The 3,463-nt window shown below is 62.3% G+C and carries 4 protein-coding genes; all 4 read left to right on the forward strand.

Annotated features, from left to right (window positions below; translation table 11 throughout):
* The coding region (locus MPJ51_RS21580; protein WP_298391104.1) for a glucokinase at positions 1 to 902 on the forward strand (902 nt) is incomplete at its 5' end.
* A 30-nt stretch (positions 903 to 932) separates the two neighbouring features.
* On the forward strand, positions 933 to 1,865 hold the full coding sequence (locus MPJ51_RS21585; protein WP_298391106.1) for a carbohydrate kinase: 933 nt from the start codon (positions 933 to 935) through the stop codon (positions 1,863 to 1,865).
* Positions 1,866 to 1,872: 7 nt separating this feature from the next.
* The gene (locus MPJ51_RS21590) at positions 1,873 to 2,538 is read left to right on the forward strand and encodes a D-lyxose/D-mannose family sugar isomerase (protein ID WP_298391108.1); all 666 of its coding nucleotides are present in this window, start codon (positions 1,873 to 1,875) and stop codon (positions 2,536 to 2,538) included.
* 171 nt (positions 2,539 to 2,709) lie between these two features.
* Positions 2,710 to 3,463: amidohydrolase family protein (locus MPJ51_RS21595; protein WP_298391110.1), on the forward strand; the 754-nt coding region annotated here is incomplete at its 3' end.

The following is a 3,463-nucleotide window of genomic DNA, read 5'->3' on the forward strand; positions in this document are numbered from 1 at the left end:
TGACCGATCTGCGCAAGCACCCCACCGGCACGTTGGCTGATCTGCGCACGGCGCTACACGCGCTGCGGGATGAGATCGGAACCGATCCGCTGGCCGTTGTCGCGGCCGGGGCTGGTCCGGTCCGGGATGGGCGTATCCGCCTGACCAACGCCAATCTCGACCTGTCCGAAGGGGAACTGGCCCGCGCCACCGGGTCGAAACATACCTTTGTCATCAACGATTTCACCGCTGCCGCCTGGTCGGTGGCCGAGATCACCGGCGCAGATGTCGAGGTTCTGCAAGGCGTCGACGAACCGCCAAAAGGCACGCGGCTGGTCGTGGGTCCCGGCACCGGTCTGGGCGTCGGCGCGCTGCTGTATTCCGAGGGGCATTACCATACCGTCTCGGGCGAAGGCGGCCATATGGGCCTGTCCCCTCGCCACCGGCATGAGGTTGATGTCTTCGACGCCGCCCGCCGCCTTGTGCCCGAGTGTTTCTTTGACGACAGCCTGACCCTTGAAGCCGAAATGTTCCTGAGCGGTACCGGCCTGCCGATCCTCTATCAGGCGGTCGCAATGGCCGAGGGGCAAACCGCCAATGTCCGCCTTGCCAAGGACATTCTGCAGGACGCTCGCGACGGCACTGACACCTGCGCCGTCAAAACCGCACGGATGTTCACCGAACATCTCGGGGCGATCATGGGCGATCTGGCCGTGGCGATGGTCCCCACAGGTGGCGTCTTTCTGGTGGGTGGCGTGGCCGAGAAAAACCGCTGGCTGTTCGGTCAGGATTTCCTGCGTGCCTTCAACGCAGGCGGGCGGTTTGACGACCTGCGCCGGTCGATGAACCTCTATGTATCCGAGCAAAAGGAATTCGGCATTATTGGTGCGAACAACTTCTGTAAAAATGCGCTGGCACACTAGCCTGCCCGCCATATTGAGAAAGACAGCAACATGATCCTGTGCTGCGGAGAAGCCCTGATCGACATGATTGCCGAGCCCACGGTCTCCGGCGCGCAAGGCTTTGTGCCGCATTCCGGCGGGGCGGTGTTCAACACGGCCATCGCTCTGGGCCGTTTGGGCGCGGGCGTCGGGCTGTTGACCGGTTTGTCGACCGATATGTTCGGGCAGCAATTGGCCGGGGCGTTGCAGGAAAGCCATGTAGAAAGCAGCCACCTAATCCGCTCGGACCGGCCGACAACGCTGGCTTTTGTAAAATTGCAGGACGGACATGCCACCTACAGCTTTGTCGATGAAAACACCGCAGGCCGGATGCTGCAGCCCGAGGATATGCCCGATCACCTGCCCGCCGCCACGGCGCTGTATTTCGGGGGCATCAGCCTGGCAGTTGAACCTTGTGCCGATGCCTATGCAAGCCTGCTGGGCCAGCACGGAGCGGATCGCGCGGTGATGCTGGACCCGAACATTCGCCCCGGGTTCATCAAGGATCAGACCCGCTATCGCACGCGGCTGAACCGGATGATCGCGCAGGCGGATATCGTCAAGGTCTCGGATGAGGATCTGGACTGGATCATCCCCGGCCCCGAAACCCACGCCGAGAAGGTGCCGCAATTGTTGCAGGCAGGCCCTTCGGTTGTGATCGTCACGCGCGGGGGCGACGGGGCCAGCGGGTATCTGACGGACGGGTCCGAGGTCTCGGTCCCTGTCAAATCGGTGCAGGTGGTCGATACGGTCGGCGCGGGGGACACGTTCAACGCAGGCGTTCTGGCGGCGCTGGATGCGGCGGGTCATCTGACCAAACCGGCTTTGCGCGCCCTGCCCCCCGAGGCTTTGCGGGCGGCGCTGACCAAAGGGGCCGAAGTGGCCGCGATCACCGTATCCCGCGCCGGCGCAAACCCGCCCTGGGCGCATGAATTGCAGGATTGAGGCACAAATGAAACGTTCCGACATCAACCGTATCAAGGCCGAGGCGCAGGTCTTCATCCATTCTTTCGGCGCTGTGCTGCCGCCCTTTGCCGACTGGTCGCCCGAGCAGATGCGAGGCCCTCAGGCCGCAGGTATCCGCGACCGGGGTCTGGGCTGGGACATCACCGATTACGGTCAGGGCCGGTTCGACGAGCTGGGCCTGTTCCTGTTCACCCTGCGCAATGGCGACGTGAACGATCTGAGCCAGGGTCGCGGCATGCTCTATGCCGAGAAACTGCTGATTTCACGGGAAAACCAACTCTCACCAATGCATCGCCATATCCTCAAGGCCGAGGATATCATCAACCGGGGCGGCGGCGATCTGGTGATGGAAATCTACGCTTCGGACGCTGAGGGCGGCATTGATCGCGACACACCTGTTGTGGTCCCCAGCGATGGCTGCCCTGTCACGATACAGCCGGGTGAACACCTGCGCTTGAGACCGGGTCAGAGCGTCACCCTGATGCCCGGCATCTGGCACGCCTTCTGGGCAGAACAGGGGGATTGCTTGATCGGCGAGGTCTCGACCGTCAATGACGACCGCACCGACAATGTGTTCGAAGACCCGATCCCCCGTTTTGCCACTATCGAAGAGGACGCCGAACCGGATTTCCTGCTGGTTGCGGATTACTGAACCCATTGAACGTTGGCGCAGGCAACGCTTGCCCCGAACGGTTGTTTCCTGCTGTCAAGGCATAGCGGCTATGCCCAAATTTGTCCGACGGACGGACAAAACCGCTGGTAGAATAGGGGTTCAAAACCCCGGCGGGCTTTGAGCCTGTCGGGTCCAGAGAAAGGCATTTTGATGACCAACCTTGACCCCCGGAAAACCAGACTGAACCGTCGGCAATTTGCGACAGGACTGTCTGCTCTGACACTCTCCTCCCTCGCTTTGCCGGGACGGACCGAGTCGCTGTGGTCCGAAGGCTCGCCTGAGATCGCCGAAAGGGACCGGGACATCCCCCTGATCGGTCTTGAGGAGCATTTCGCCACGCCCGAGATGATGCGCCTCAACAACATCGCCTTTCCCCCCGGCGTGCCACCTTTCGATATCACAGATGTCGGCGCGGGCCGTATCGCGCATATGGATGAGGCCGGTCTGGACCTTCAGGTTCTGTCCGCCCTGACACCCGGGCCGCAAAATCTGCCGGGAGCCGAAGGCGTGGATTTTGCGCGCAAGATCAACGACTGGGTGGCCACAGATGTCATCCACGCCTATCCCGACCGGTTTCGCGGCTTTGCGGGTCTGCCGCTGAGCGAACCCAATGCCGCAGCCGAGGAACTGGAACGCTGCGTGACCCAATTGGGCTTTCTGGGCTGCATGACCTACGGGGCCGTCGACGGCAAATTTCTGGACCACCCGGATTTCGCACCGGTCCTGACCACCGCCGAGGCGCTGAACGTGCCGATCTATATCCATCCCAACTGGGCTTCACCGCAGGCGATGGAGCTTTACTACAACGATCTCGGCGACGCGGGGGTCAGCCGGGTGCTCAGCGGGGCCGGGTATGGCTGGCATCAGGAAGTGGCGGTGCAATGCCTGCGGATGATCGTCAGCG

It is taken from the genome of Ruegeria sp. (genome assembly GCF_028066395.1).
Taxonomy (GTDB): domain Bacteria; phylum Pseudomonadota; class Alphaproteobacteria; order Rhodobacterales; family Rhodobacteraceae; genus Ruegeria.

What these genes read in the sequence shown, in the direction of transcription:
- MPJ51_RS21585 (WP_298391106.1), top strand. Translation starts at nt 933, where the DNA reads ATGATCCTGTGCTGCGGAGAAGCCCTGATCGACATGATTGCCGAGCCC.
- MPJ51_RS21590 (WP_298391108.1), top strand. Translation starts at nt 1,873, where the DNA reads ATGAAACGTTCCGACATCAACCGTATCAAGGCCGAGGCGCAGGTCTTC.